Raw genomic sequence first — 245 nt, 5'->3', positions numbered from 1 at the left:
CGTCACGTGGACCTTCTTTCTCGGGCACGACGCGCACGCCCGCCCGCTGAGCCAGGGCACGGGCTGCCAGTTCGCGATCCCGACCCCGGCTGGCGCGACCGAGCACGGCGAGACCGAGAACATCTTCTGCGTCGTCGTCATCACCTACACCGACAACTGTCACGCCGGCGTCCCGGCCGCGACCACGACCGAGCAACTGGTCCTCAACCCGAAGAAGCAGGAGGCCGAGTGGGCCGACCTGGCCC

Annotated in this window: 1 protein-coding gene; it reads left to right on the top strand. The window is 69.4% G+C overall.

Annotated elements, in window-relative coordinates:
* On the top strand, positions 1–245 hold a 245-nt coding region (locus ACR9ZK_RS23020), incomplete at both ends, for a hypothetical protein (RefSeq protein WP_481344235.1).

This window comes from Monashia sp. HAY1-5C, assembly GCF_056755255.1.
The sequence above is the reverse complement of the archived record's forward strand: the minus strand, read 5'-3'. Positions and strand labels throughout refer to the sequence as shown.